This window comes from Streptomyces sp. NPDC029122 (assembly GCF_055569445.1).
The window spans coordinates 20,181-44,260 of sequence record NZ_JBVHWK010000023.1 but is presented as its reverse complement, the minus strand read 5'-3'; the positions used below and the strand labels follow the sequence as shown (position 1 = coordinate 44,260).

The following is a 24,080-nucleotide window of genomic DNA, read 5'->3' as shown; positions in this document are numbered from 1 at the left end:
CACCCCGCATCCGCAGGGCGCTGGTTTCGTTGGCTGATACGTGCATTCATACGACCCCTCCCGCGCCCCGTTCCGTGCGAGCAGCGCCTCGCACACCCCGATCTACGACAGCCTGTACTCGGAGTACCTGCGCGCCTTCCGGGCGCTGCCGGGCGACCGTACCGGCGAGGAGGACCTCGGCTTCACCGCCTTCTCGTACGGCAGCGGGTACACCGGCACCTCGTACGGCAGCAGCACGGGCGGCTCGTACGGCAGCGGCTGGAACGGTTCCTCGTGGCAGCAGGCCGACACCTGGCAGCCCTCGTACGTCCCGCAGCAGGCCCAGCCGGCGTACTCGTACGCGGGCGGCTCCGGATACGGCGGCGGGCGGCAGCACCAGACCGGGATGCAACACGTCCCGGCGGCCCTGCCGCCCGCTCCGCGCCGGGGCTACTGACCCCGGACCGCCGCTACTTCTTCTTCTTGTACTGCGCGCCGCGCTTCTCGCGCACCCGCACCGAGATGTGGAGCGGGGTGCCCTCGAAGCCGAACTCCTCGCGCAGGCGGCGCTCGATGAAGCGCCGGTAGCCGTGCTCCAGGAAGCCGGAGGCGAAGAGGACGAACCGCGGCGGCTTGCTGCCCGCCTGGGTACCGAACAGGATGCGGGGCTGCTTGCCGCCGCGGATCGGGTGCGGGTGGGCCGCGACGATCTCGCCGAGGAAGGCGTTCAGCCGGCCGGTGGGGACGCGCGTCTCCCAGCCCGCGAGGGCGGCCTCGATCGCCGGGACCAGCTTCTCCATGTGGCGTCCGGTCTTCGCGGAGACGTTGACGCGGGGCGCCCAGGAGACCTGCTGCATCTCCGTCTCGATCTCGCGCTCGAGGTAGTAGCGGCGCTCCTCGTCCAGCTCGTCCCACTTGTTGTAGGCGATGACGATCGCGCGGCCGGCCTCGACGGCCATGGTGATGATGCGCTGGTCCTGGACGCTGATGTTCTCGGTGGTGTCGATCAGGATGACCGCCACCTCCGCCTTCTCCACGGCGGCGGCCGTGCGCAGCGAGGCGTAGTAGTCGGCGCCCTGCTGGAGGTGGACCTTCTTGCGGATGCCCGCGGTGTCCACGAACTTCCAGGTGACACCGCCGAGTTCGATCAGCTCGTCGACCGGGTCGCGGGTGGTGCCGGCCAGCTCGTTGACGACGACGCGGTCCTCGCGCGCGACCTTGTTCAGGAGGGAGGACTTGCCGACGTTCGGGCGGCCGATCAGCGCGATGCGGCGCGGTCCGCCGAGGGCCGTGCCGCCGAAGCTCTGCTCGGGGGCCTCCGGCAGGGCCTCCAGGACGGCGTCGAGCATGTCGCCCGTGCCGCGGCCGTGCAGCGAGGAGACCGGGTGCGGGTGGCCGAGGCCCAGGGACCACAGCGCGGCCGCGTCGGCCTCGCCGCTCTGGCCGTCGACCTTGTTGGCGCACAGGACCACCGGCTTGCCGGAGCGGCGCAGCAGCTTGACGACGGCCTCGTCGGTGTCGGTGGCGCCGACCTTGGCGTCCACGACGAAGACGACCGCGTCGGCGGCCTCGATGGCGTACTCGGCCTGGGCGGCGACGGAGGCGTCGATGCCGAGGACGTCCTGCTCCCAGCCGCCGGTGTCGACGACCTTGAAGCGGCGGCCGGCCCACTCGGCCTCGTACGTCACGCGGTCGCGGGTGACGCCCGGCTTGTCCTCGACGACGGCCTCGCGGCGGCCGATGATGCGGTTCACCAGGGTCGACTTGCCCACGTTCGGGCGGCCGACGACGGCGAGGACCGGGAGCGGGCCGTGGCCGGCCTCCTCGATCGCGCCTTCGACCTCCTCGAGGTCGAAGCCTTCCTCCGCGGCGAGCTCCATGAACTCCGCGTACTCGGCATCGCCAAGTGCTCCGTGGTCGTACTGGTCGTTCATGAAGTCCGTTCCTCGTCGTTCGTGGTGATCGGTGGCACCCGCGCAGCGCGGTTCCACTACTAGGTCAAGTCTCGCTCAGCGCCCGGTGAGGCGCTTGGCGTCGGCCAGGTGGGCTGTCAGCCGTCCCTGGATGCGTACGGTGGCCTCGTCCAGCGCGGTGCGCGTACGACGGCCCGTGCCGTCCCCGGCGTCGAAGGCCGAGCCGAAGACCACGTCGACCCGGCTGCGCAGCGGCGGCAGGCCCTGGACGAGCCGGCCCTTGGCCTCGGTGCTGCCCAGGACGGCGACCGGCACGACCGGGGCGCCGCTGCGGACCGCGAAGTAGGCGAGCCCGGCGCGCAGGGACGCGAAGTCGCCGTCGCCGCGGGTGCCCTCGGGGAATATGCCCAGGGCGCCGCCGTTCTCGAGGACGGCGAGGGCGCGGGTGATCGCGGTGCGGTCGGTGCCGGTGCGGTCGACCTTCACCTGCCCGATCCCTTCCAGGAAGGGGCCGAGCGGGCCGACGTACGCCTCCTTCTTGATCAGGAAGTGCAGCGGCCTCGGTGCGGTGCCCATGACCATGGGTCCGTCGATGTTGTGCGCGTGGTTCACGGCCAGGATGACGGGGCCGGAGGCGGGCACCTTCCAGGCGCCCAGCACACGCGGCTTCCACAGCCCGTACATGAGGCCGATGCCGATGCGCCTGCCGACCGCCGCCCCCTTGAGGGAGGGCGCTTCGCTCACTTGCCCCGCCGCTCTTCCACCAGGGTGACCACGCATTCGATCACCCGGTCGAGCGTGAGGTCGGTGGTGTCCACCTCGACGGCGTCGTCGGCCTTGGCCAGCGGGGAGGTCTTGCGGCCGGAGTCGGCCGCGTCCCGCTTGATCAGGGCCGCCTTGGTGGCCGCGAGGTCCGTGGCCTCCTTGCCGCGCAGCTCACCGCTGCGGCGCGCGGCGCGGGCCTCGGGGGAGGCCGTCAGGAAGATCTTGAGGTCGGCGTCGGGCAGGACGGTGGTGCCGATGTCCCGGCCCTCGACCACGATCCCGTCGGCCTCCTCGGCCGCCGCGGCGGCGATGGAGCGCTGGAGGTCGGTGATCAGGGCGCGCACCTCGGGGACCGCGCTGACGGCGCTGACCTTGGAGGTGACCTCCTGCGTACGGATCGGGCCGGAGGCGTCCAGGCCGTCCACCGTGATGGTGGGGGCGGCCGGGTCCGTACCCGAGACGATGGCCGGCTTGCCGGCGGCGAGGGCGATCGCCTGCGGGTCGTCGGTGTCGACGCCGTTGGTGATCATCCACCAGGTGATGGCCCGGTACTGGGCACCGGTGTCCAGGTAGCGCAGCCCGAGCTTGGCGGCCACGGCCTTGGAGGTGCTGGACTTGCCCGTGCCGGAGGGACCGTCGATGGCGACGATCACGGCGGACGGAGCGGCGGTTTCCACGGTGCGGGCACCTTCCTGGTTGCGCGTACGTGTGCGGGCGCGCCAAAAGCGCCCCCGCACCAGGTTACCGGCCCCGGGCGCCCTCCGTTCCCGGCCGGCTCCGGCCGCCCCTCGCGGGGCGGGATCACTGCTGCCTGAGCGCCCAGCCCCGCTCGCGCAGCTCGGCGGTCAGCGGGGCCACGGCCCGCGGCTCGACCATGAGCTGCACCAGGCCGGCCTGCTGGCCGGTCGCGTGCTCGATCCGCACGTCCTCGATGTTGACCCCGGCCCGGCCGGCGTCCGCGAAGATCCGCGCCAGCTCCCCGGGCTTGTCGCTGATGAACACCCCGACCGTCTCGTACGCCATCGGCGCCGCGCCGTGTTTGCCGGGGACGCGGACCCGGCCCGCGTTGCCGCGCCGGAGGACGTCCTCGATGCCCGCGGCGCCGCCCTTGCGCTCGGCCTCGTCGGCGGACTGGAGGCCGCGCAGCGCCTCCACGGTCTCCTCCAGGTCGGCGGCGATGCCGGCCAGGACGTCGGCCACCGGTCCCGGGTTGGCCGAGAGGATCTCCACCCACATCCGGGGGTCGGAGGCCGCGATCCGCGTCACGTCCCGGATGCCCTGCCCGCACAGCCGGACCGCCGTGTCGTCGGCCTCCTCCAGGCGGGCGGCGACCATGCTGGACACCAGCTGCGGGGTGTGCGAGACGAGCGCCACCGCCCGGTCGTGGGCGTCGGCGTCCATCACCACGGGCACGGCCCGGCACAGGGCGACCAGCTCCAGGGCGAGGTTGAGGACCTCGTGGTCGGTGTCCCGGGTGGGGGTCAGCACCCAGGGCCGGCCCTCGAACAGGTCGGCCGTCGCCGCCAGCGGGCCGGAGCGCTCCTTGCCGGCCATGGGGTGGGTGCCGATGTAGGCGGAGGTGTCCGCGCCCAGCGCGGCGAGCTCTCGGCGCGGGCCGCCCTTGACGCTGGCCACGTCCACGTAGGCACGGGCCAGACCGGCGCCGATCGCGTCGGCCAGCGCCGCGGCCACGTGGGCGGGCGGTACGGCGACGATCGCGAGGTCGACCTGGCCCTCGGGGGCGTCGTCGGTGCCGGCGCCCAGGGCGGCGGCCGTGCGGGCCTGCGCCGGGTCGTGGTCGACGAGGTGGACGCTGATCCCGCGGGCGGTCAGGGCGAGCGCCGCCGAGGTGCCGATCAGTCCGGTTCCGATGACGACGGCGGTTCTCACGGAGCGCTCCAAGGGTGATCACGAACGGCAGGGCCTGACTCAGGGTAGCCACTCGGTACCGCGCGAGGACCCGGCGGTCCGCCCTGTGGACGGTGCCGGGTCCTCGCAGGGGGCCGTGCCGGGTCAGAGGTTCTGCTTCCGGATGATGTCCTCCAGCGACTCGGTGGGCACCTGGCCGTTCGGCGTCAGCTTGTCGACGGCCTCCGGGAGCGTCCGGGCGATCCGGTCGGCCGCCTCCTCGGGGCTGACGCCCGCCTGCCGGGCGGTCTCGCGGAGGGTGTCGTCCGGGAGCGCCTCCTTGATCTGGGCGCCGCTGACGGGCTGGTTGTCGCCGGTGCCGATCCAGGACTGCGCCTGGTCGGCCAGGCCGGACCTGGTCAGCACGTCCAGCAGGCCGCCGAGGGGGTTGTCCGCACCGCCGCCGGCCGTGCCGCCGCCTGCCGCCCGGCCGCCGGCGGCGCCGCCGCCACCGCCCGTCAGGGCGCCGAGCAGCGCGCCGAGGATGCCGTCGCCGCCGGCGCCGCCGCCCCGGCCGCCGCCGAGCAGCCCGCCGAGGTCGTTACCCGCCATGGTCCTGTGCCTTTCGCAGGGGGACCGGGCGGGCGCGTCAGCGTCGGGCCCGGCTTCGGGACACGGACAATGTCACCCGGATCACCCCGTACTGCCACTCGGAGCCCGGCGGCCCGGTCCGGTGCGGTAGAACCACCGGCATGATCTTCCACATCGTTCCGCTCGCCGCGTGGAGTGCCGCTCCCGGCTCCCCGTACGCCCCCGGCTCGCTCGCCTCCGAGGGCTTCGTGCACTGCTCGGCGGACCGGGCCACCGTGCTCGCCCTCGTGGAGTCCCGCTATCGGGAGACGCCCGGGACCCTGCTCGCGGTGGAACTCGACGAGGCGGCCCTGACCGCCGAAGTCCGCCGGACGGGCCCCGGGGACCGCTACCCGCACGTCCACGGGCCGTTGAACCGCGACGCCGTGCTCCGCGTGTGGGAGGTCGTACGCACACCCGGCGGAACGGCGGACCTGGTCCCCCGTCAGCCGGAGTGAGACGGACGGTGTGGCGGGCTTCTCCTGGGGCCCGCCGCGCGCCAGGATGCACCTCGCCAGCCCGGCCACCCCAGCAAGGAGCCCCGCATGACCGATTCCCACACCGCCCGGCGCACGGTACTGGCGGCCGGAGCCGCCGCCCTGGCGGGCGGCACCCTCGCCGCCTGCGGCTCCGGCACGGAGAAGCCTCCGACGGGCACCTCCGCCCCGGGCACGGCCCCGGAGCCGCTCCTGAAGTCCTCGGCGGTACCGGTGGGGGGCGGCACGGTACTCAAGGAGGAGAAGCTGGTGGTCACCCAGCCGACGGCGGGCTCCTTCCGCTGCTTCACGGCGGTGTGCCCGCACCAGGGCTGCCTGGTGAACAAGGTCGAGAACGGCACGATCGACTGCCCCTGCCACGGCAGCAAGTTCAAGGTGGCCGACGGCGCGGTGCTGCAGGGGCCGGCGACCAAGCCGCTCGAGGAGAAGAAGATCACCGTGTCCCCCCAGGGGGAAATCTCGCTCGCCTAGCGGGCGCCGCGCCGCCTACCCTCCCGGGATGGACGACCTCACCCTGGTCCGGGACCACACGATCTACGCCTGTGTGATGGGCTCCCGCGCCTTCGGGCTGGCCACGGAGGCGAGCGACACCGACCGGCGCGGTGTCTTCCTCGCCCCCACCCCGCTCTTCTGGCGGTTCGAGAAGCCCCCGACCCATGTCGAGGGGCCCCGGGAGGAGGAGTTCTCCTGGGAGCTGGAGCGCTTCTGCGAGCTGGCGCTGCGCGCCAACCCGAACATCCTGGAGTGCCTGCACTCCCCGCTGGTGGAGCGGATCAGCCCGGTCGGCGAGGAGCTGCTGTCCCTGCGCGGGGCCTTCCTCTCCCGCCGGGCCCACACCAGCTTCAGCCGCTACGCGGCCTCCCAGCACGGCAAGCTCCTCGCGGACGTCCGCCTCCACGGCGCCCCCCGCTGGAAGCACGCCATGCACCTGCTGCGCCTGCTGGCCTCCTGCCGGGACCTGCTGCGCACCGGCCGGCTCACGATCGACGCGGGCCCGGAACGCGAGCGCCTCCTCGCGGTCAGGCGGGGCGAGCTGGGCTGGGACGAGGTCGACGCCTGGATGACCCGCCTCACCGAGGAGTCCGAGGCCGCCCTCGCCTCCAGCCCGCTGCCCGCCGAACCGGACCGGGCCCGCGTCGCCGACTTCCTCCACCGCGCCCGCCGCGCCTCGGCGGTCTGACCGCCGGGCGCCGTCGGGTACGGCTCAGGCGTCCCAGAGGGCGCCGAAGGCCAGCAGTTCCTCGCGGTACTCGATGCGGCCCTCCCAGTCCCGGGGCCAGACGTCCGCGCCGAGGTGGGCGCCAGCGAAGGCACCGGCCAGGCAGGCGATCGAGTCGGAGTCCCCGGCCGTGCAGGCCGCGCGGCGCAGGGCCGTCAGGGGCTCCTCCGGGAAGAGCAGGAAGCACTGGAGGGCGGTGGCCAGGGCCTCCTCCGCGATCCACCCCTCACCGGTGGTCAGGCACGGGTCGGTCTCGGGGGACGGCGTGCGCAGGGCGGCGGCGAGGCGGTCCAGGACGGCCAGGCACTCGTCCCAGCCCCGGGCCATGAAGGACTCCGGGGAGGCGTCGCAGGCCGTCCGCGTCCACAGGTCCCCGAGCCAGCGCTCGTGGTAGCGGGTGCGGTTCTCCAGGGCGTACGAGCGCAGCTGCCCGACCAGGCCGGTGACCTCGGCTCCCCGGGCGAGGAGGTGCACGGCGCGCGCGGTCAGGTCGGAGGCGGCCAGGGCGGTGGGGTGGCCGTGGGTGAGGGCCGACTGGAGCTGGGCGGCGCCCGCCCGCTCCTCGTCGGTCCAGCCGGGGACCAGCCCGACCGGGACCACGCGCATGTTGGCGCCGCAGCCCTTGGAACCGATCTGGCTGGCGTCGCGCCAGTCGCGCTCCGGATCGTTCAGCAGGCCGCACGCCACCAGGCAGGTCCGGCCGGGGGCCCGGTTGTTCTCCGGGGAGTGGTACCAGTCGACGAACTCCTCGCGGACCGGCCGGGTCAGCCGCAGCGGGCCCACCGGGCCCCGTTCGGCGGCGGTGCGTATGCCGCGCGCCAGGGCCAGGGTCATCTGGGTGTCGTCGGTGACGATCGCGGGGCGGGGCAGCCGCATCCCGCGCCACGGACCGGTCTTGGCGAGGATCGACGGAACGTCCTGGAACTCCGTCGGGAAGCCGAGGGCGTCGCCGAGGGCCAGGCCGATGAGGGCGCCCGTCGCGGCACGCTTGGTGGCGGTCACAGGATGGGTCCTTCCGAGGGGCGGAGCAGGGGCGGGTGGAGGGTGGTGGCCGGTCCGGCCCGGTACAGCGCGGCGGGTTTGCCGCGGCCCCCGGTCAGCCGGGCGGCTCCCGGCACGGCCTCGACGAAGCCGGGCGTGGCGAGCACCTTGCGCCGGAAGTTGGGCCGGTCCAGGGAGGTGCCCCAGACGGTCTCGTAGACGGCCTGGAGCTCCCCGAGGGTGAACTCGGGCGGGCAGAAGGCGGTGGCCAGGCAGGTGTACTCCAGCTTCGAGCCCACCCGCCGACGGGCGTCCGCCAGGATCAGCCCGTGGTCGAAGGCGAGTCCCGCGGCCTCGCCCACCGGCATCCAGCGGGCCCGGTCGGCGTCCCCGCCGCCCTGCTCGGCCGGTTCCGGCATGTCGGGGACCAGGGCGGTGAAGGCCACCGACACCACCCGCATGCGGGGGTCACGGTCCGGTTCGCTGTAGGTGCGCAGCTGTTCGAGGTGCAGGGCGGCGACCAGCTCCTGCGGCAGGCCGGTCTCCTCGGCCAGCTCGCGGCGGGCGGCCGTCTCGGCGGACTCCCGGGGCAGGACGAAGCCCCCGGGGAGCGCCCAGGCGCCCGCGTACGGTTCCTGGCCGCGCCGGATCAGCAGGACGTGCAGGTCTCCGCCGCGCACGGTGAGGACGGCGAGGTCGACGGTCACCGCGAAGGGCTCGAAGGCGTGCGGGTCGTACGACGCGGGGGCGTGCGGTCCGGGACGGCCGTCATGGCCGCCCGCCGCCGGGGCGCTCACCGGCGCTCCGGGAGGGGCGCCGCGAAGTGCCAGCCCTCGGCCAGCAGGCCGTCGACCGCCGCCACGGCCGTTTCGAGCCGGGTCCGCCGGTCCCCGCTCACGACCAGGAAACGCCTCCCGGTGCGGGCGAGTTCCCCGCGGAAGCGGGCGGTCATCCACGGTCTGAGCTCGGGGCCGTCGCGCAGCCCGTCGTCCTCGAAGGGCACGCCCTCGTGGTCGGTCAGCAGGTACAGGTCGCGGGGGCGGCGGGCGGCGATCCGCTCGACCTCCGCGTGGCGGCCGCCGAGGTAGCGCTCGTGCCAGATGCCGGTGGGGAAGGAGTCGGTGTCGCAGAAGAGCACCGGGGAGCCGAGCCGGGCGGCCCGTTCCTCGGCCTCGTCCTGGCGGCGGGCGATCACCGGGAACTCCGGTGAGCCGAAGGAGACGTCCTCCCAGGAGGCCGCCGGGTCGGCCGCGCGGGCGGCCGCGAGCTTCTCCTCGCTGTACCGCCGCCCGTACTCGGCGACCCAGCCCGTCTTCGCCCACACGCCGCCGCGCCGCCGGTAGTGCGCGGCCAGCTCCCGCGAGAGGGTGGTGGTGCCGGTGGACTCGGCGCCCAGGACGACCACCCGCCGGGCGAGGGCGGCCCGTACGCCGGGCCCGAGGAACTCCCAGCACCGGACCGGGTCCTCGCGTACGGCGGTGCCCGACACGGGGAACAGGGTGCGCGCCGGGTCCACGCTGACCTCTTGGGCGCCGAACCGCCGGGCGAGTTCGGTCCCGTACTCCTCCGAGGTGAAGACGGCGTCGACGCGCCGTCCCACGGCGCTGCGGAAGATCGCCATGTGCGCCTCCCAGATGTCGGGGTCGTGGAGGTCGACGGGGATGTCGTCGACCGCGCCGACCACCTCGGCCCCGGGGTGCGCCTCGCGCATCCACGCGATCCGGTCGGCGAGCGGCACCGACTCGACGGAGGCGGCGCAGACCAGGACGGTCAGCCGCTCGCACTGGTCCTGGGCGGTGCGCACCAGGTGGTGGTGGCCGGCGTGCGGCGGGTAGAACTTGCCCAGCACCAGCCCGTGGCCGTAGCGCTCGCCGCCGCTCATGCCGTCGCCTCCAGGGCCTTGCGGGCGCCGCGCGCCGGGAGCGTACGGTGCCAGCCGACGAGCCCGGCCACGCACAGGGCGAGGAAGCCCGTGTAGAGGACCGAGGTCAGGTACAGCCCCTTGGACGCGTAGAGCGGGATGTAGACGAGGTCGGCGGCGATCCACAGCCACCAGGACTCCAGGAGCTTGCGGCACTGGCCGTAGGTGGCCATGAGGGAGAGCCCGGTGGTGAGGGCGTCCCAGAACGGGACGGTGGAGTCGCTGACCCGGCCGAGCAGCAGGGTCAGGGCGGCGGTCCCCACCGCCCCCGCCACCAGCAGCCAGGCCCATTCGGCGCGCGTGGTGCGGCGCACCAGCAGGGCTCCGGCGGTTCCTGGTCCACCCCCGTGGGTCCAGGACCACCAGCCGTAGGCGGCGAGGGCGATGAAGACGATCTGGAGCCCGGCGTCGGCGTAGAGGCCGGCCCGGGTGAACAGCACGATGAAGAAGAGGTTGTTGGCGATCCCGACCGGCCAGTTGGCGATGTGCTGCCGGGCCACCAGCCAGACGCACACGGCGCCCGTGGCGAAGCCGAGGATCTCGGTCCAGCTCGTGTTCCAGCCCATGCAGGCCGCCTCCCCTTTATAGTCATCCTGACTATAAACACGGCGGGCGGTCGGCGGCAAGCACCGGGGACGGGACCTGGGGGTACGGGATCGGGGCGGGGGCGGGGGCGGGGGCGGGCAAACGAAGAACCCGCGGCGCCGGAGGGCGCCGCGGGTTCTCGGGGACTTCGGGGGCGGGGCCTACAGGCCGACCTCGCGCATCAGCATGCCGACCTCGGTGTTGGTCAGGCGGCGCAGCCAGCCGGACTTCTGGTCGCCCAGCTCGATCGGGCCGAAGGCGGTCCGGACGAGCTTGTCCACCGGGAAGCCGGCCTCGGCCAGCATGCGGCGGACGATGTGCTTGCGGCCCTCGTGGAGGGTCACCTCGACGAGGTAGTTCTTGCCGACCTGGTCGACGACGCGGAAGTTGTCGGCGCGGGCGTAGCCGTCCTCCAGCTCGATGCCCTCCTTGAGCCGCTTGCCGATGTCACGCGGCAGCGAGCCGGTGATGGCCGCGACGTAGGTCTTCTGCACGCCGTACTTCGGGTGCGTGAGGCGGTGGGCCAGCTCGCCGTGGTTGGTGAGCAGGATGATGCCCTCCGTCTCGGTGTCGAGCCGGCCGACGTGGAAGAGACGGGTCTCACGGTTGGTGACGTAGTCGCCGAGGCACTGGCGGCCGTCCGGGTCCTCCATGGTGGAGACGACACCGGCGGGCTTGTTCAGCGCGAAGAACAGGTACGACTGGGTGGCGACGGTCAGGCCGTCGACCTTGATCTCGTCCTTCGGCAGGACGCGCTTGCCCTGCTCCAGCACGATCTCGCCGTTGACCTCGACGCGGGCCTGCTCGATCAGCTCCTCGCACGCCCGGCGCGATCCCATGCCGGCACGGGCGAGCACCTTCTGCAGACGCTCACCCTCCTCCTCGGCGCCCGGGAAGGTCTTCGGGGTCTTGATCACGGGCTTGTCGGCGTACCGGTCGCGCACGCGCTCCTCGATCCGCGCGTCCAGCTCGCGGGGACGCGACTGGCCGCTGCGGCTGCCCGGACCGCGGCGCGGGCCGCCGGCCCCGCCGATGCCGGGGGTCCGGGAGGTCTTGGGGCCGCCCTTGGCCCCGCCGCGCGCGGCCGCGCCGCGGGCGCCGCCGCCACCGGCCTTGGGGCCGCTGCGGCCGTTGCGCTCGCCCTCGGGGCCGACGTCGTAGCGGCGCTCCTCGGGACGGGGGTTGCGGGGCCGCTGGGGGGCCTGGTCGCGGTCACGGTCGCGGCCGCGCGCGTCGGAGCCGCCGCCCTGGTACCCGCCGGAGGAGCCACCGCCGCGGTAGCCGCCCCCACCGGAGGAGCTGCCGCCTGAGGAGCCTCCGCCCCGGTAGCCACCGCCCCCACCGGAGGAGGAGCCACCGCGGTAGCCACCGCCGCCGGAGGCGCCGCCGCGGGAGCCACCGCGTCCGCCACCGCCGCCGCTGTTCCTGTTGCCGCCACCGTTGCCGTTGCCGCTGCTTCGCATCAAAGTTCCGTCGTCTTGTCGTCGTCTACGTCAGTGTCCGGTGCGTCCGGATCGAACGACGGCACACCTTCTTGCGTCTCGGCTTCGATCGCGTCCGCCTCGGGAAGGAAGGGCGCGAGCTCCGGGAGCTCGTCCAGGCCTCGCAGGCCCATCCGCTCCAGAAAGTAGTTCGTCGTCCTGTACAGGATCGCACCTGTTTCGGGTTCCGTGCCCGCCTCGGCCACCAGACCCCGCTGGAGCAGGGTCCTCATGACCCCGTCGCAGTTGACTCCGCGGACCGCCGAGACCCGCGAGCGGCTCACCGGCTGGCGGTACGCGACCACCGCCAGGGTCTCCAGGGCCGCCTGGGTGAGCCGGGCCTGCTGCCCGTCCAGGACGAAGGCCTCCACGGCGGCCGCGTACTCGGGCCGGGTGTAGAACCGCCAGCCGCCGGCGACCAGCCGCAGCTCGAAGCCGCGGCGCTGCGCGGTGTACTCGTCGGCGAGGGCGCGGAGGGCGTCGTCGACCTGGCGCGGTGTGCGTTCCAGCACCTTGGCGAGGTGTTCGGCGGTCGCGGGCTCGTCCACGACCATCAGGACGGCCTCCAGCGCGCCCTTCAGTTCCAGCCGGTCCCGCACCCCGGTCATTCCGCCACCTCCACGACTCGGTCGAACTCGTCCGTCACCTTCGGCGTCCCGTCGCCGTCCCCGCCGCACCAGCGCACGGTGAGGGCGAGCAGGGCCTCGGGCTGGTCGAGGGCCACGGCCTTCTCCCGGTACAGCTCCAGCAGCGCCAGGAAGCGGGCGACGACGGTGAGGGTGTCCGGGGCGTCCTCGGTCAGCTCCTGGAACGTCGCCTCGCCGCGCGTCCTGAGGAGGCGCACGAGGTGCCCGGCCTGCTCCCGCACGCTGACGAGGGGGGCGTGGATGTGGTCCACGTACACCTGCGGGGCGGCCTTGGGCTGCATGGCCCGCACCGCGAGGCGGGCGAGGCCGTCGGCGCCGATGCTGATGACCACCTCGGGCAGCAGGTCGGCGTGGTGCGGCTCCAGCCCGACGGTACGGGGGTACCGCCTGCCCTCCGCCTCGGCACGGTCCTGGAAGATCGCGGCGATCTGCTTGTACGCCTTGTACTGGAGCAGCCGGGCGAAGAGCAGGTCCCGGGCCTCCAGCAGGGCCAGGTCGGCCTCGTCCTCGACCTCGGCGGCGGGCAGCAGCCGGGCGGCCTTCAGGTCGAGCAGGGTCGCGGCGACCACCAGGAACTCGGTCGTCTGGTCGAGGTCCCAGTCGGGGCCCATGGCCCGGATGTGCGCCATGAACTCGTCGGTGACCTTGGACAGCGCGACCTCGGTGACGTCGAGCTTGTGCCGGGAGATCAGCTGGAGCAGCAGGTCGAAGGGCCCCTCGAAGTTGTCGAGCCGCAGCGTGAACCGCCCGTCGCCCGCGCCGGGCGGGCGGGGCGCCGGGGGCGCGTCCGGGACTCCGGGCTCCGGCACCGGCCCGGCAGCGCCCGTGTCCGGCCCCTCAGTGGCCGGGGGGGCCGTCGCCGCCTCCTCCCCGCCGCCGACCGGGCCGCGGGCCGCAGCGGGCGCCTCAGGGGCCTCCTGGGCCGCCCCTGGCCCGCGGCCGAGGCTCCGGCGGGCCGGGCGGGCGGCGTCTTCGTTCGGGGGCATCGCGGTCCAGGGTGGTACGGGAGGTCGGCCGGCCGGCCACATGCAGCGTAGGCCCTGACCGGGCGGCCGCGCGGACGCCGCCGCGCGGGGCGGGGCCCGGGCGGCCGGGGCGGAACTGGGGCGCGGGCCGGTGGGCCGGGGGCGGAGCCTCCCGGGAAGGGGGCCCGCGGCGGTCCCCGGCCGGGGCGGGCCGGCCGGAACGACACCGGGGCCCGGGGCGGAGCTTCCCGGGGAGGGGCCGGCGGCCCTGGTCGCCAGGTCGCTGGCCGGGCGGCCCGCACCGCTGACCGGTCAGCCGCCACGGGCGGGACTTCGGGCCACCGGCGGGCCCACCGCGGGCGGGACGGCCGACCGGACCCGGAGCCGGGCAGCGGGGCCGGCCGACGGGCCCGCGGAGCCGGCTAGCGGCCGCGCAGGCGGCGGACCAGGATGCTGGCGTCGCCCCGGGACTCCAGGTCCGCGAGGACCACCGCCACCGCCTCGCGGACGATGCGGCCGCGGTCCACGGCGAGCCCGTGCTCACCGCGGAGCACCAGGCGGGCGTGTTCCAGGTCCATGAGCTCCTCGGCGGAGACGTAGACCGTGATCTTCTCGTCGTGCCGTTCGCGCCCGCTCGGCCGCCGGTTGGCGCCCCGGCCCTGGCCCTTGCCGGACCGGGGCGACGACGCCCCGGTCGCGGTGGCAGAACCTTCCTGCGGCCTGCGCTGCGCGCCCACCGCCGGTTCGCCGGCCTCCCGGCCCCGGGTGTCCCCCGTGGTCCGCGTCGTGCCGTCCGCCGGTGCGGCCGTGTGATCCGTGCCCGCGGCCGTCGGCGCCTCCTCGGCGCCCCGGCGCGGCGAGGACGACTGGAGGGCCATCCCTCCGGTGGTGCGGAACAGTTCGTCGGCGCCGGGCAGACTCACTCGGCGGGACACCGGGCGAGCACCTCCCTGGCCAGCTGGCGATAGGCGGCGGCGCCGACGGAGTTCGACGCGTACGTGGTGATCGGCTCACCGGCGACCGTGGTCTCCGGGAAGCGCACCGTCCGGCCGATGACCGTGTGGTAGACGTGGTCGTCGAAGGCCTCGACCACACGGGCCAGCACCTCGCGGCTGTGCACCGTACGGGAGTCGTACATGGTGGCGAGGATGCCGTCGAGCTCCAGCTCCGGGTTGAGCCGCTCCTGGACCTTCTCGATGGTCTCCGTGAGGAGGGCGACGCCCCGCAGCGCGAAGAACTCGCATTCCAGCGGCACGATGACCTTGTGAGCCGCCGTCAGGGCGTTGACCGTCAGCAGGCCGAGCGAGGGCTGACAGTCGATCACGATGTAGTCGTAGTCGGCCATCAGGGGCTTCAGCGCCCGCTGGAGCGTCGACTCGCGCGCGACCTCGCTCACCAACTGCACTTCGGCGGCGGACAGGTCGATGTTGCTCGGCAGCAGGTCCATGTTGGGGACCGCGGTCTTGAGCAGCACCTCGTCGGCCGACATGCCCCGCTCCATGAGCAGGTTGTAGACCGTCAGGTCGAGTTCCATCGGGTTCACGCCGAGGCCCACGGACAGCGCGCCCTGCGGGTCGAAGTCGACGAGCAGCACGCGGCGCCCGTACTCGGCGAGCGCGGCACCCAGGTTGATGGTCGACGTGGTCTTGCCCACACCGCCCTTCTGGTTGCACATCGCGATGATCTTCGCCGGACCGTGGTCGGTCAGCGGACCCGGGATCGGGAAGTACGGGAGCGGGCGTCCGGTCGGGCCGATCCGCTCGCGGCGCTGGCGGGCAGCGTCGGGCGCGAGGGTGGCCGCGTACTCGGGGTCGGGCTCGTATTCCGCGTCGGGGTCGTAGAAGTGCCCCTCGGGCACCTGGTCGTAGTCGGCGAAACCAATGGGCGTATCGCCACCGTGGTCGCCGGCCGTGGAGTTCACGTCTAGGCCGTCCATGCTCTTTTGGGGCGTCGTCATGTGCTGGTGGTTTGCGAAGGTGCGGACCGCGACGGAGCCGACAGCTTCGAGCCCGGCAGGACCCTGTCCCCGCTCAGGCGTGCCTGCTCGACCACCTCCAGGAGCAAATGTCGACTCATTCACAAGTCGTCTTACCTCCTCGGACGTGACCAGGACACTTATCGATAGGTCAGCGTTGCACCATGCCGACGGTTGGCGACTCTATGGCGTGTCACCGCCCAGCGGCAACACAATCCACCGGACCCGGCACGATGTGTCGGCAACCGAACACCACTCTGTCAAGGGCGTGCGCGCTGTCACTGCGAAGTTTCGCGGGTGTGCGAAAGGGTTAAAGGGTTACGTTCGAGGCGAGTTGAGCGGGCTCGGCGGGCACCCCGCAAACACGTCCGGCCGGACCTTGCGGGCAAGGTCCGGCCGGATACGTGAGATTGACGTCAGTCGTTGACGGTTCAGCCGAGCAGCGTGCTGAGCTCGAGGGTCTCGAGGCCGTGGGCCTCGGCGACGGGGCCGTAAACGACCTTGCCCTCGTGGGTGTTGAGGCCCAGCGCCAGCGCCGGGTCACGACGCAGCGCCTCGACCCAGCCGAGGTTCGCGAGCTGCACGATGTAGGGCAGGGTCGCGTTCGTCAGGGCGTAGGTGGAGGTGTTCGGCACCGCGCCCGGCATGTTGGCGACGCAGTAGAAGACCGAGTTGTGGACCTGGAAGGTCGGCTCGGCGTGGGTGGTCGGACGGGAGTCCTCGAAGCAGCCGCCCTGGTCGATCGCAATGTCGACAAGGACACTTCCGGGCTTCATCTTGGCGACGAGCTCGTTGGTGACCAGCTTCGGGGCCTTCGCACCCGGGATCAGCACGGCGCCGATCACGAGGTCGGCCTCGACGACGGCCTTCTCCAGCTCGTAGGCGTTGGAGACGATCGTCTTGATCTTCGTGCCGAAGATCTTGTCGGCCTCGCGGAGCTTGTTGATGTCGCGGTCGAGCAGGGTCACGTGGAAGCCCATGCCGATGGCGATCTGCGCCGCGTTCCAGCCGGAGACACCGCCGCCGATGACCACGCACTCGCCGGCGTGGGTGCCGGGGACGCCGCCGGGGAGGACGCCGCGGCCGCCGGCCGAGCGCATCAGGTGGTAGGCGCCGACCTGCGGGGCCAGGCGGCCCGCGACCTCGGACATCGGGGCGAGCAGCGGGAGCGCGCGGTTGGCGAGCTCGACCGTCTCGTACGCGATGGCGGTGGTGCCGGACTCGAGGAGCGCGTCCGTGCACTCGCGGGAGGCCGCCAGGTGCAGGTAGGTGAAGAGGGTCTGGTCCTTGCGGAGGCGGTGGTACTCCTCCGCGATGGGCTCCTTGACCTTCAGCAGCAGGTCAGCGGTCTCCCAGACCTCGTCGGCGGTGCCGAGGATCTCGGCTCCGGCGGCGACGTACTCGGCGTCCGTGATCGAGGAGCCGACACCGGCGTTCTGCTCGATGAAGACCTGGTGGCCGTTGCGGACCAGCTCATGCACGCCGGCGGGCGTGATGGCGACCCGGAACTCGTTGTTCTTGACCTCGCGGGGGATGCCGACCTTCATCGTCGATCACGGTCCTTGGCTCAGGGGATTTTACGGGGCACTTCCATACATACCCGCCCACAAGAACGCGCAACGGGATGCACCACTGATGTCGTGGTGAAGCCAGTCTAATGAAGGATGAGGCGCTGTCTAGCCTTGCAAACGAATAAGTTCAGTCGGACACACTGCGGATTTCGCAGGCTGCGGGGTCGTCTCCCAGCAATCTGTCGGCTGCGGAGCGGTGCAGTCTCGCCGCGGCCGGGTCGCCCAGACGGTCCAGCGTGTCGGCCAACCGCACCTGGAGCGCGGCCTGGAGCCGCTGGTCCCCGGCCCGGCGCGCCAGCTCGATGGCCTCGCGGCAGGTGTGCAGCGATTCCTCGGGCCGGCCGGCGTACTCCTGGACCCGCGCCATTTCGCTCAACGCCTTTGCCTGTCCCGGCACATCGGCCAGCCGGCGGTAGCCCGCGGCGGCGGCGCGCCAGCTGCGCAGGGCCTCCCCGTACCGGCCCGCGTAGGTGTGCACGTTGCCCAGCCGGCCGTAGAGCCTGGCCTCGTCCAACCGCTCGCCGCGCGCCAGGGCGTGGGCCAGGGCGCGGCCGAACCAGTCGGAGGCGCGGGGCCAGTCCGCCAGCTCCTGGTACGCGCCGCCTACGGATTCCATCGCGCGGCCCGTCGCGTACGGGTCGTTCGCGGCCTTTCCCGCGCCCAGCGCGGCCCGGTACCGGGCCAGCGCCTCCTCGGTCCGGCCGGTCCGGGCGTCCAGATCGGCCAGGTTCAGCAGGGCGGCGGCCCGCTCCCGGTGCAGGCCGCGCCGCTCGGCCACGTCCAGGACGAGGCGGTGCAGACCGTACAGCTCGGGGGCGGCCGCCTCGGTGCCGCGGTGTCCGGCCAGCGCCCGGACCAGGGCGGAGACCAGCCTGCGGGCCAGGGTGTCCAGCCCGCCGTCGGCCACGGCCAGGCGCGCGGCCGAGGTCAGCGCGGGCAGGCGGGTGTCCAGCCAGACGGCGGCGGAGCGCCGGTCGGGGAAGCGCAGGGCACGGGGGGTGCCGTCCAGGTGCTCGCGCAGCTCGTCGTCGTCCTCGTCGGCGTCGGTCATGGCCCGGCACGAGGTGAGCAGCCGTACGGTCCGCTCCAGCATCCGGGCGCGTGCCAACTGCACCTCGGCGGGCCGCTCCTTGGTCTCCAGCAGTGCCTGGAGGAAGGGGGCGAGGCAGCCGGGGAGCAGGAAGAGGCCGTCCGGGGCGTGCCGTACGAGGCCCAGGGCGGCGAAGTCCTCCAGGGTGGACTGGGCCGCGGCCACCGAGCAGCCGGCCAGGGCCGAGGCGGTGTGCGAGTCGAGGAACCCGGCCGGGGCGAGCGGCAGCAGGTGCAGGGTGCGGCGGGCCGGCTGCGGCAGGGACTCGTAGACCAGCCGGAAGGCGCGGCCCAGCGGGCCGGTGGTGCCGGGGGGCATGTCGTGGAGCTGCTTGGCCAGGTCCGCGACGGCGGCCTTGGGGTGGGCGGCGAGCCAGCCGCCGGCGAGGGCCAGCGCAGCGGGCAGCCCCCCGCACTCCTCGGCGAGCGCCTCGGCGGCACGGGGGTCGACGGTGATGCGGGTGTCGCCGATGAGCCGGGCGAGCAGGCCGACGGCGGAGGTGGGGTCGAGGCCGCCGAGGGTGCAGGGGCGGACGTCGGGGATCCCGGTGAGCGGGCCCTCGGCGGTGACCACGACGAGGCACTCGGGGTTGTCGGGGAGCAGGGCGTCCACCTGGTGCGGGTCGGCGGCGTCGTCGACGAGCAGGATCGCCCGCCGCCCGGCGAGTGCCTCCCGCAGGGCCGCGCTGAGGTCGTCCTCGCAGGCCCCGGGCGGGGTGACCTCCCCGAGCCCTTCCAGCAGGGTCCGGACGGCCCGCTCGGTGGCGACGGGTTCCCCGCCGGGTTCGGTGAGCCGCACCCTGGCCAGGCCGTCGGGGTACTGTTCGGCCACCTCGCGCACGAACGCCTCCGCGAGCGCGGTCCGCCCGGAGCCGGGCCGCCCCGCGACGAGCAGCACCCGCGCGCGGGGGGCCTTGGCCTTGCGGCCCGAGAGGGTGTCGAGCCCGGTCCGTGCGATGTCCTCGCGCAGCTCCTTGAGCTCACGCCGCCGCCCGACGAAATCCGCCACGGATCCGCTCCTCTCCCTGCCTTCGGGTTGCTGAGCGTAGTTCACGCAGAGCGACGGACCGTGGGGAGCGCGGCCTACAGATCGCCCGATCGGATCAGCGGATGGGCCTATTTAATGCGCCGCTCCCACGGCCGCTCCGGAGACCTCGGCCGCGCCGCCCCGTGCAGGGTCCGCGGCTCCGGGTGGCCGGCGCGGCCCCCCGGGCCCCTAAGGTCGTCTCTTTCGCATCTTGCCGGTCTGGGGGCACCTCCCAGCGGTAGCTGGGGGAGCGGGATCCGGAAGGGACGGCTTAGGGGGTGTCCGGCGGGTCCGGCCCTGACCCGCCGGACACCCCCTAAGCCCCGTACGGCCGCTGCGGCCAGGGGGCGTCGGCGGGGCGCAGGGCGTCCGTGCCGGGGCCGGAGGCGAGGGCGGCGGTCAGGGCCAGCACGCCCGTCACCAGGGCCGGGTTGCCCAGCTCGCCCGCCAGGATCCCCCGGACCAGGTCCTCCCGGGCCACCCACTCCACCTGCATGTCGGCCTCCTCCGAGTCCGTCTCGGCGTACCGCTCGCCGTCCGCCGCGGCCACGTCCCGCGCCAGGAAGACGCGGATCGCCTCGTCGGAGCCCCCCGGGGAGGCGTAGAAGTCGGCCAGCACCCGCCAGTCCCCCGCCTTGACGTGGGCCTCCTCGTACAGCTCCCGCTGCGCCGCGCGCAGCGGGTTCTCCCCCGGTACGTCGAGCAGCCCGGCCGGCAGCTCCCACAGCCGGTGGCGGACGGGGTGGCGGTACTGCCGGATCACGAGCACCCGGTCGTCCTCGTCCAGGGCGAGCACGCACACCGATCCGGGGTGCACCTGATAGTCACGGCGGGCCACCGAGCCGTCGGGCATCCGCACCTCGTCGGAGGCCACCGCCGTCTTGGCGCCCTGGAAGGGACGCCGGGTCGACAGGGTCTCCCAGCTTTCGGACGTGTCCTTGATGCTGGTGCCGGTGTCCATTCCGATGCCCTCCGAACTCGTGGAAAAACGGCGGACGCGCGAACGCGCGACAGCCGGGTACGGATGGTGATCCGTACCCGGCTGTCTACGTTACCGAGCGTCAGCCCTGCTGCTGGCGCTCCACCGCGGCCTTGACCAGGCCCGCGAAGAGCGGGTGCGGCCGGGTCGGGCGGGAGCGGAGCTCCGGGTGGGCCTGGGTGGCCACCAGGTAGGGGTGGACCTCGCGCGGGTACTCGACGTACTCGACGAGCTTGTTGTCCGGGGAGGTGCCGGAGAAGACCAGGCCGGCCTTCTTCTCCAGCTCGCCCCGGTAGGCGTTGTTGACCTCGTAGCGGTGGCGGTGGCGCTCGTCGACGTACGCGTCGCCGTAGACCTCGCGCACGATCGAGCCCTCGGCCAGCTTGGCCGTGTACATGCCCAGGCGCATGGTGCCGCCCAGGTCGCCGGCGCCCTCGACGAAGGCCAGCTGCTCCTCCATGGTCGAGATGACCGGGTGCGGGGTCGAGGCGTCGAACTCGGTGGAGTTCGCCCCCTCGATGCCCGCCAGGTTGCGCGCGGCCTCGATGACCACGCACTGGAGGCCCAGGCACAGGCCCAGCAGCGGGATCTTGTTCTCGCGGGCGTAGGTGATCGCGCCGACCTTGCCGTTGACACCGCGGTCGCCGAAGCCGCCGGGCACGCAGATCGCGTCCACGTCGCCGAGCTGCGCCGCGGCACCCGCCGGGGTCTTGCAGTCGTCGGAGGTGACCCACTTGATCTGGACGCGGGCCTTGTTGGCGAAACCGCCGGCGCGCAGCGCCTCGGTCACCGACAGGTAGGCGTCGGGCAGGTCGATGTACTTGCCGACCAGCGCGACCTTGACCTCGTGGTCGGGGTTGTGGACGCGGTCCAGCAGGTCCTCCCACACCGTCCAGTCGACGTCACGGAAGGGCAGGTCGAGCTTGCGGACGACGTAGGCGTCCAGGCCCTCGGTGTGCAGCACCTTCGGGATGTCGTAGATCGACTTGGCGTCGATCGCCGCGACCACGGCCGCCTCGTCCACGTCGCACATCAGCGAGATCTTGCGCTTGATGGAGGTGGGGACGTCGCGGTCGGCGCGCAGCACGATCGCGTCGGGCTGGATGCCGATGTTGCGCAGGGCCGCGACGGAGTGCTGGGTGGGCTTGGTCTTCAGCTCGCCGGAGGGGCCGATGTAGGGCAGCAGCGAGATGTGCACGACGAAGACGTTGTCGCGGCCGACCTCGTGGCGGACCTGGCGGACGGTCTCCAGGAACGGCAGCGACTCGATGTCGCCGACCGTGCCGCCGACCTCGGTGATGACGACGTCGACGTCCTCGGTCGCCATGCGGCGGATACGGTGCTTGATCTCGTTGGTGATGTGCGGGATGACCTGCACGGTGTCACCGAGGTACTCGCCGCGGCGCTCCTTGGCGATGACCGTGTTGTAGACCTGGCCGGTGGTGACGTTGGCCGAGCCGTCGAGGTCGACGTCGAGGAAGCGCTCGTAGTGGCCGATGTCCAGGTCGGTCTCGGCGCCGTCGTTGGTGACGAACACCTCACCGTGCTGGAAGGGGTTCATCGTGCCGGGGTCGACGTTCAGGTACGGGTCGAGCTTCTGCATCGTGACCCGCAGGCCGCGCGCCTTCAGCAGCGCACCCAGGCTGGAGGCCGTCAGGCCCTTGCCGAGGGACGAAGCGACACCTCCGGTGACGAAGATGTGCTTGGTCGTCATGGATTTGGGCGGCATCGCCAAGAGGGGGCTCCCGTGGTCGCGAGGTGAGGTGCGTCCGGCGACTTCTCCCGTTTCCGGGGGTGCCGAAGCTGCGGTTTCGGGGCCCCTGATTCGCACAGGCAGACCACCGGTCCACGGGGTACCAGCCTATCAGCGCCCGGACGGGTCCGCCTCCGGGCGCGCTGCGCGGCGCCCCTTCGGGGCCCTCGGCGGGGCGCGTTCCCGCAGGTCACCCATTCGGCCGAGTGACATTGTCCCCATACTTAAGGAGATCACTAGGGTTCGCGCATACCTTGCTCGGATACCGCTGCACATCGTCGCCGAGCAGTCCGGCAGACGGCGTAACCACGCCGGTTCCGGCAATCTAGGACTCGACGCGGGGATCCCTGCGCACAGGAGACCGCGCAACAGCGCATTGCAAGCGCCCTTCGGGGCGGACGTGGCCTTTCGACTGGAGAGCAACGTGTCCGGGCGCATCGAGGATTACGCACTGATCGGGGACATGCAGACCGCGGCGCTGGTCTGCCGGGACGGCGCGGTGGACTGGTTGTGTCTGCCCCGCTTCGACTCCCATGCCGTCTTCGCGAGCCTTCTGGGCACCGAGGAACACGGGTTCTGGCGCATCGGCCCGGCGTTCGCGCCGGGCACGGAGCCGCCGAGGGCCGCGCGCCGTCGCTACCGGGGCGATTCCCTGGTGCTGGAGTCGGAGTGGGACACCCCGCGCGGGACCGTCCGCGTCATCGACTTCATGCCGCCGCGCGAGGACCACGCGCCGCAGCTGATCCGCATCGTGGAGGGGGTCAGCGGGCGCGTCCCGATGCGCTCGGCGCTGCGGATGCGTTTCAGTTACGGGCGGGTCGTGCCGTGGGTGCACAAGGTGGACGGGCGCACCGTGGCCGTCGCCGGCCCGGACTCCGTCTGGCTGGACACCGAAGCGCAGACGTACGGCAAGGACCTGACGACCTACTCCGACTTCACGGTCGCCCCGGGCGACCGGGTGGCCTTCGCCATCAGCTGGCAGCCGTCCCACAAGGGCGCGCCGGAGGCCCCGGACGCCGAGGCGGCGCTGGAGGCCACCAGCGAGTTCTGGCACGAGTGGGTGGACCTGTGTACGTACCACGGGCCCTACCGGGAGGCCGTGGTCCGCTCGCTGATCACCCTCAAGGCGCTCACGTACGCGCCCACGGGCGGGATCGTCGCCGCGCCGACCACCTCCCTCCCGGAGGAGATCGGCGGGGTCCGCAACTGGGACTACCGGTACACGTGGCTGCGCGACGCGGCCATCACCCTGTCCTCGCTGCTGCGCACCGGCTACCGGGGCGAGGCGGCCGCGTGGCGGGACTGGCTGCTGCGGGCGGTGGCGGGCGACCCTGAGAACCTGCAGATCATGTACGGCATCGCCGGTGAGCGCGAGCTCGGCGAGACCGAGCTGGACTGGCTGCCGGGGTACGAGAACTCGGCCCCGGTGCGCGTCGGCAACGGCGCCGCCCACCAGCTCCAGCTGGACGTGTACGGCGAGGTCACCGAGGCCCTGCACCTGGGACACATGACGGGCCTGGCCCGCAACGACTACGCCTCGGTGCTCCAGCTGAAGCTGATCCGCTACCTGGAGACCCACTGGAACGAGCCGGACGAGGGCATCTGGGAGGTGCGCGGCCCGCGCCGGCACTTCGTGCACTCGAAGGTGATGGCGTGGGTGGCCGTGGACCGCACGATCAAGCTGGTCGAGAGCGGGGACGCGGACGGCCCGCTGGAGCGCTGGCGCGAGCTGCGCGACCGGATCCACGCGGACGTGTGCGAGAAGGGCTACGACCCGGAGCGCAACACCTTCACCCAGTCCTACGGCTCCCGCGAGCTGGACGCCTCGCTGCTGCTGATCCCGCAGATGGGCTTCCTGCCGCCGGACGACAAGCGGGTCATCGGCACCATCGAGGCGATCCAGCGCGAGCTGTCGACCCCGGACGGCTTCATCCTGCGCTACCCGACGGCGGGCGAGGAGGCCGGGGTGGACGGGCTGGAGGGTGACGAGGGCGCCTTCCTCGCGTGCTCGTTCTGGATGGCCGACGACCTCGCGATGATCGGCCGGGTCGACGAGGCGCGCCGGCTCTTCGAGAAGCTGCTGGCGCTCCGCAACGACCTCGGCCTCCTGGCGGAGGAGTGGGACCCCAAGCTCCAGCGGCAGGTGGGGAACTTCCCGCAGGCCTTCAGCCACGTTCCGCTGATCGACACGGCGCTGCGGCTGACGGCGAGCGGGGCCTACGGCGGCTGACGGGCGGGCCCCGTGGGGCCCGCCT

General features: G+C 73.1%; 23 protein-coding genes. 5 read left to right on the top strand and 18 right to left on the bottom strand.

Annotated features, from left to right (window positions below):
* Positions 1–40 precede the first annotated feature (40 nt).
* Entirely contained in the window at positions 41–436 is a 396-nt protein-coding gene (locus ACZ4WZ_RS24455; RefSeq protein ID WP_467893418.1) for a hypothetical protein, read from the top strand.
* 13 nt (positions 437–449) lie between these two features.
* Here the strand turns inward: ACZ4WZ_RS24455 and der are convergent, their stop codons facing one another.
* The 5 genes from der to ACZ4WZ_RS24430 all read right to left on the bottom strand — a co-directional run bounded on the left by der (position 450) and on the right by ACZ4WZ_RS24430 (position 5,117).
* Positions 450–1,913, bottom strand: coding sequence for a ribosome biogenesis GTPase Der (gene der, locus ACZ4WZ_RS24450; RefSeq protein WP_467893416.1), 1,464 nt, complete (start codon positions 1,911–1,913; stop codon positions 450–452).
* A gap of 75 nt (positions 1,914–1,988) precedes the next feature.
* Positions 1,989–2,672: a lysophospholipid acyltransferase family protein gene (locus tag ACZ4WZ_RS24445; protein ID WP_467893414.1), complete on the bottom strand. Its 684-nt coding sequence runs from the start codon at positions 2,670–2,672 to the stop codon at positions 1,989–1,991.
* Complete coding sequence (cmk, locus tag ACZ4WZ_RS24440; RefSeq protein ID WP_467893412.1) at positions 2,633–3,334, bottom strand: (d)CMP kinase; 702 nt, start codon at positions 3,332–3,334, stop codon at positions 2,633–2,635. The genes ACZ4WZ_RS24445 and cmk overlap by 40 nt, the downstream gene beginning before the upstream one ends.
* A gap of 124 nt (positions 3,335–3,458) precedes the next feature.
* A complete protein-coding gene (locus ACZ4WZ_RS24435; protein ID WP_467893411.1) occupies positions 3,459–4,547 on the bottom strand; it encodes a prephenate dehydrogenase in 1,089 nt (362 codons plus the stop codon).
* Positions 4,548–4,670: 123 nt separating this feature from the next.
* Entirely contained in the window at positions 4,671–5,117 is a 447-nt protein-coding gene (locus ACZ4WZ_RS24430; protein ID WP_467893409.1) for a YidB family protein, read from the bottom strand.
* A 140-nt stretch (positions 5,118–5,257) separates the two neighbouring features.
* Here ACZ4WZ_RS24430 and ACZ4WZ_RS24425 point away from each other — a divergent pair, with 140 nt between their 5' ends.
* The 3 genes from ACZ4WZ_RS24425 to ACZ4WZ_RS24415 all read left to right on the top strand — a co-directional run bounded on the left by ACZ4WZ_RS24425 (position 5,258) and on the right by ACZ4WZ_RS24415 (position 6,812).
* Complete coding sequence (locus tag ACZ4WZ_RS24425; protein ID WP_467893407.1) at positions 5,258–5,593, top strand: DUF952 domain-containing protein; 336 nt, start codon at positions 5,258–5,260, stop codon at positions 5,591–5,593.
* An 87-nt stretch (positions 5,594–5,680) separates the two neighbouring features.
* Positions 5,681–6,103, top strand: coding sequence for a Rieske (2Fe-2S) protein (locus ACZ4WZ_RS24420; protein WP_467893405.1), 423 nt, complete (start codon positions 5,681–5,683; stop codon positions 6,101–6,103).
* Positions 6,104–6,131: 28 nt separating this feature from the next.
* The gene (locus tag ACZ4WZ_RS24415; protein WP_467893404.1) at positions 6,132–6,812 is read left to right on the top strand and encodes a nucleotidyltransferase domain-containing protein; all 681 of its coding nucleotides are present in this window, start codon (positions 6,132–6,134) and stop codon (positions 6,810–6,812) included.
* A gap of 24 nt (positions 6,813–6,836) precedes the next feature.
* Here ACZ4WZ_RS24415 and ACZ4WZ_RS24410 read toward each other — a convergent pair whose 3' ends face one another.
* The 13 genes from ACZ4WZ_RS24410 to ACZ4WZ_RS24350 form a co-directional block, all read right to left on the bottom strand.
* Positions 6,837–7,853 carry an ADP-ribosylglycohydrolase family protein gene (locus ACZ4WZ_RS24410; RefSeq protein ID WP_467893403.1) on the bottom strand — a complete coding sequence of 339 codons (1,017 nt, stop codon included), beginning with the start codon at positions 7,851–7,853 and terminating at the stop codon, positions 6,837–6,839.
* The gene (locus ACZ4WZ_RS24405) at positions 7,850–8,629 is read right to left on the bottom strand and encodes an NUDIX hydrolase (protein WP_467893402.1); all 780 of its coding nucleotides are present in this window, start codon (positions 8,627–8,629) and stop codon (positions 7,850–7,852) included. Before ACZ4WZ_RS24405 ends, ACZ4WZ_RS24410 begins: the two co-directional genes overlap by 4 nt.
* Positions 8,626–9,714 carry an AAA family ATPase gene (locus ACZ4WZ_RS24400; protein ID WP_467893400.1) on the bottom strand — a complete coding sequence of 363 codons (1,089 nt, stop codon included), beginning with the start codon at positions 9,712–9,714 and terminating at the stop codon, positions 8,626–8,628. Before ACZ4WZ_RS24400 ends, ACZ4WZ_RS24405 begins: the two co-directional genes overlap by 4 nt.
* A complete protein-coding gene (gene pnuC, locus ACZ4WZ_RS24395) occupies positions 9,711–10,319 on the bottom strand; it encodes a nicotinamide riboside transporter PnuC (protein ID WP_467893398.1) in 609 nt (202 codons plus the stop codon). The genes ACZ4WZ_RS24400 and pnuC overlap by 4 nt, the downstream gene beginning before the upstream one ends.
* Before the next feature lie 180 nt (positions 10,320–10,499).
* Positions 10,500–11,801, bottom strand: a complete 1,302-nt coding sequence (locus ACZ4WZ_RS24390; RefSeq protein WP_467893396.1) for a pseudouridine synthase — start codon at positions 11,799–11,801, stop codon at positions 10,500–10,502.
* Positions 11,801–12,427, bottom strand: coding sequence for an SMC-Scp complex subunit ScpB (gene scpB, locus ACZ4WZ_RS24385; protein ID WP_467893395.1), 627 nt, complete (start codon positions 12,425–12,427; stop codon positions 11,801–11,803). The genes ACZ4WZ_RS24390 and scpB overlap by 1 nt, the downstream gene beginning before the upstream one ends.
* The gene (locus tag ACZ4WZ_RS24380; protein WP_467893393.1) at positions 12,424–13,452 is read right to left on the bottom strand and encodes a segregation and condensation protein A; all 1,029 of its coding nucleotides are present in this window, start codon (positions 13,450–13,452) and stop codon (positions 12,424–12,426) included. Before ACZ4WZ_RS24380 ends, scpB begins: the two co-directional genes overlap by 4 nt.
* Before the next feature lie 401 nt (positions 13,453–13,853).
* Positions 13,854–14,366: a hypothetical protein gene (locus ACZ4WZ_RS24375; protein WP_467893391.1), complete on the bottom strand. Its 513-nt coding sequence runs from the start codon at positions 14,364–14,366 to the stop codon at positions 13,854–13,856.
* Positions 14,351–15,511, bottom strand: a complete 1,161-nt coding sequence (locus ACZ4WZ_RS24370) for a ParA family protein (protein ID WP_125604141.1) — start codon at positions 15,509–15,511, stop codon at positions 14,351–14,353. The genes ACZ4WZ_RS24375 and ACZ4WZ_RS24370 overlap by 16 nt, the downstream gene beginning before the upstream one ends.
* Positions 15,512–15,837: 326 nt before the next feature.
* On the bottom strand, positions 15,838–16,953 hold the full coding sequence (ald, locus tag ACZ4WZ_RS24365; protein WP_467893388.1) for an alanine dehydrogenase: 1,116 nt from the start codon (positions 16,951–16,953) through the stop codon (positions 15,838–15,840).
* Positions 16,954–17,104: 151 nt separating this feature from the next.
* Positions 17,105–19,120 carry a tetratricopeptide repeat protein gene (locus ACZ4WZ_RS24360; RefSeq protein ID WP_467893387.1) on the bottom strand — a complete coding sequence of 672 codons (2,016 nt, stop codon included), beginning with the start codon at positions 19,118–19,120 and terminating at the stop codon, positions 17,105–17,107.
* A 289-nt stretch (positions 19,121–19,409) separates the two neighbouring features.
* Positions 19,410–20,054 carry an NUDIX domain-containing protein gene (locus ACZ4WZ_RS24355; protein ID WP_467893385.1) on the bottom strand — a complete coding sequence of 215 codons (645 nt, stop codon included), beginning with the start codon at positions 20,052–20,054 and terminating at the stop codon, positions 19,410–19,412.
* Between the two features lie 100 nt (positions 20,055–20,154).
* On the bottom strand, positions 20,155–21,801 hold the full coding sequence (locus tag ACZ4WZ_RS24350) for a CTP synthase (protein ID WP_125818989.1): 1,647 nt from the start codon (positions 21,799–21,801) through the stop codon (positions 20,155–20,157).
* A gap of 448 nt (positions 21,802–22,249) precedes the next feature.
* Here ACZ4WZ_RS24350 and ACZ4WZ_RS24345 point away from each other — a divergent pair, with 448 nt between their 5' ends.
* Positions 22,250–24,055: a glycoside hydrolase family 15 protein gene (locus ACZ4WZ_RS24345; RefSeq protein ID WP_467893383.1), complete on the top strand. Its 1,806-nt coding sequence runs from the start codon at positions 22,250–22,252 to the stop codon at positions 24,053–24,055.
* Positions 24,056–24,080: the final 25 nt, after the last annotated feature.

Coding starts and splice junctions, on each gene's coding strand:
- ald (WP_467893388.1), bottom strand. CDS start 16,953: ATGAAGGTCGGCATCCCCCGCGAGGTCAAGAACAACGAGTTCCGGGTC.
- ACZ4WZ_RS24420 (WP_467893405.1), top strand. CDS start 5,681: ATGACCGATTCCCACACCGCCCGGCGCACGGTACTGGCGGCCGGAGCC.
- ACZ4WZ_RS24390 (WP_467893396.1), bottom strand. CDS start 11,801: ATGCGAAGCAGCGGCAACGGCAACGGTGGCGGCAACAGGAACAGCGGC.
- ACZ4WZ_RS24350 (WP_125818989.1), bottom strand. CDS start 21,801: ATGCCGCCCAAATCCATGACGACCAAGCACATCTTCGTCACCGGAGGT.
- ACZ4WZ_RS24380 (WP_467893393.1), bottom strand. CDS start 13,452: ATGCCCCCGAACGAAGACGCCGCCCGCCCGGCCCGCCGGAGCCTCGGC.
- ACZ4WZ_RS24425 (WP_467893407.1), top strand. CDS start 5,258: ATGATCTTCCACATCGTTCCGCTCGCCGCGTGGAGTGCCGCTCCCGGC.
- ACZ4WZ_RS24355 (WP_467893385.1), bottom strand. CDS start 20,054: ATGGACACCGGCACCAGCATCAAGGACACGTCCGAAAGCTGGGAGACC.
- ACZ4WZ_RS24430 (WP_467893409.1), bottom strand. CDS start 5,117: ATGGCGGGTAACGACCTCGGCGGGCTGCTCGGCGGCGGCCGGGGCGGC.
- pnuC (WP_467893398.1), bottom strand. CDS start 10,319: ATGGGCTGGAACACGAGCTGGACCGAGATCCTCGGCTTCGCCACGGGC.
- ACZ4WZ_RS24415 (WP_467893404.1), top strand. CDS start 6,132: ATGGACGACCTCACCCTGGTCCGGGACCACACGATCTACGCCTGTGTG.
- ACZ4WZ_RS24400 (WP_467893400.1), bottom strand. CDS start 9,714: ATGAGCGGCGGCGAGCGCTACGGCCACGGGCTGGTGCTGGGCAAGTTC.
- scpB (WP_467893395.1), bottom strand. CDS start 12,427: ATGACCGGGGTGCGGGACCGGCTGGAACTGAAGGGCGCGCTGGAGGCC.
- der (WP_467893416.1), bottom strand. CDS start 1,913: ATGAACGACCAGTACGACCACGGAGCACTTGGCGATGCCGAGTACGCG.
- ACZ4WZ_RS24445 (WP_467893414.1), bottom strand. CDS start 2,672: ATGCGTGGTCACCCTGGTGGAAGAGCGGCGGGGCAAGTGAGCGAAGCG.